The following is a 1,148-nucleotide window of genomic DNA, read 5'->3' as shown; positions in this document are numbered from 1 at the left end:
GGCAACCCGCTGGCCGTGGTGCTCGACGGCTCGGACCTGTCCACCGAGCAGATGCAGCACTTCACCAACTGGACCAACCTGTCCGAGGCCACGTTCCTGCTGCCGCCCACCGAAGCCGGCCGGGCCGCCGGCGCCGACTACCGCGTTCGCATCTTCTGCCCCGGCCGCGAGCTGCCGTTCGCGGGGCACCCCACGCTGGGCAGCTGCCACGCCTGGCTGGAGGCCGGTGGCCAGCCGCGCACCGATGGCGAGGTGGTGCAGGAATGCGCGCTGGGCCTGATCACGCTGCGCCGCGACGGCGACCGGCTGGCCTTCGCCGCGCCGCCGCTGCTCAAGAGCGGGCCGCTGGCCGAAGAGGACGTGGCCCTGATCGCGCGCGGCCTGCGCATCGAGCGCAGCGACATCGTGGCGCACGCCTGGTGCGACAACGGCCCGAACTGGCGCGGCGTGATGCTCGCCAGCGCCGAGCGGGTCCTGGCCCTGCAGCCCGACAGCGCCGTCCTCGGCCAGCTGGACATTGGCGTGGTGGGGCCGCGCGGCAAGGTGGGCGTGGTCGGCGCGCATGCCGACGAGGGCATCGCCTTCGAGGTGCGGGCGTTCTTTCCGGGCAACAACGGCCTGGCCGAAGACCCGGTGACAGGCAGCCTGAACGCCGCCCTGGCGCAGTGGCTCATCGGCGCGCACCTGGCACCGCCCAGCTACGTCGCCAGCCAGGGCACCGCGATGGGCCGGGCCGGGCGCGTGCACGTGCACCAGGACGGCGAGCGCATCTGGGTCGGCGGCGGATCGGTCACCTGCGTGAACGGCGAGGTGCGGCTGTGAACCTGCCCGACGCCTGCATCGACCATCTCGTGGTGATGGCCGACCGCCTGGACAGCGGCGTGGACTGGTGCCGCCGCACGCTGGGCGTGGTGCCGGCCATGGGGGGCGAGCACCCGCTCATGGGCACGCACAACCGCCTGCTCAACCTCAGCGGCCCGGCGCACCCGCGCACCTATTTGGAAATCATCGCCATGAACCCCGCCGCCCCCGGGCCGGCGGCGGGCACGCGGCGCTGGTTCGACATGGACGACCCCGCGCTGCAGGCCCGCGTGGCGCGCGACGGCCCGCAGCTCATCCACTGGGTGGCCTCGGTGCGCGACGTGGCC

The 1,148-nt window shown here is 74.0% G+C and carries 2 protein-coding genes; both read left to right on the top strand.

Translation table 11 applies throughout. From position 1 onward, the window contains the following. Positions 1–822: PhzF family phenazine biosynthesis protein (locus AC27IO_RS24600; protein ID WP_498741260.1), on the top strand; the 822-nt coding region annotated here is incomplete at its 5' end. Next, the coding region (locus AC27IO_RS24595) for a VOC family protein (RefSeq protein ID WP_498741259.1) at positions 819–1,148 on the top strand (330 nt) is incomplete at its 3' end. The genes AC27IO_RS24600 and AC27IO_RS24595, both read left to right, overlap by 4 nt.

It is taken from the genome of Acidovorax sp. KNOB132 (assembly GCF_057541515.1).
This window is presented reverse-complemented; position numbering and strand designations above follow the sequence as displayed.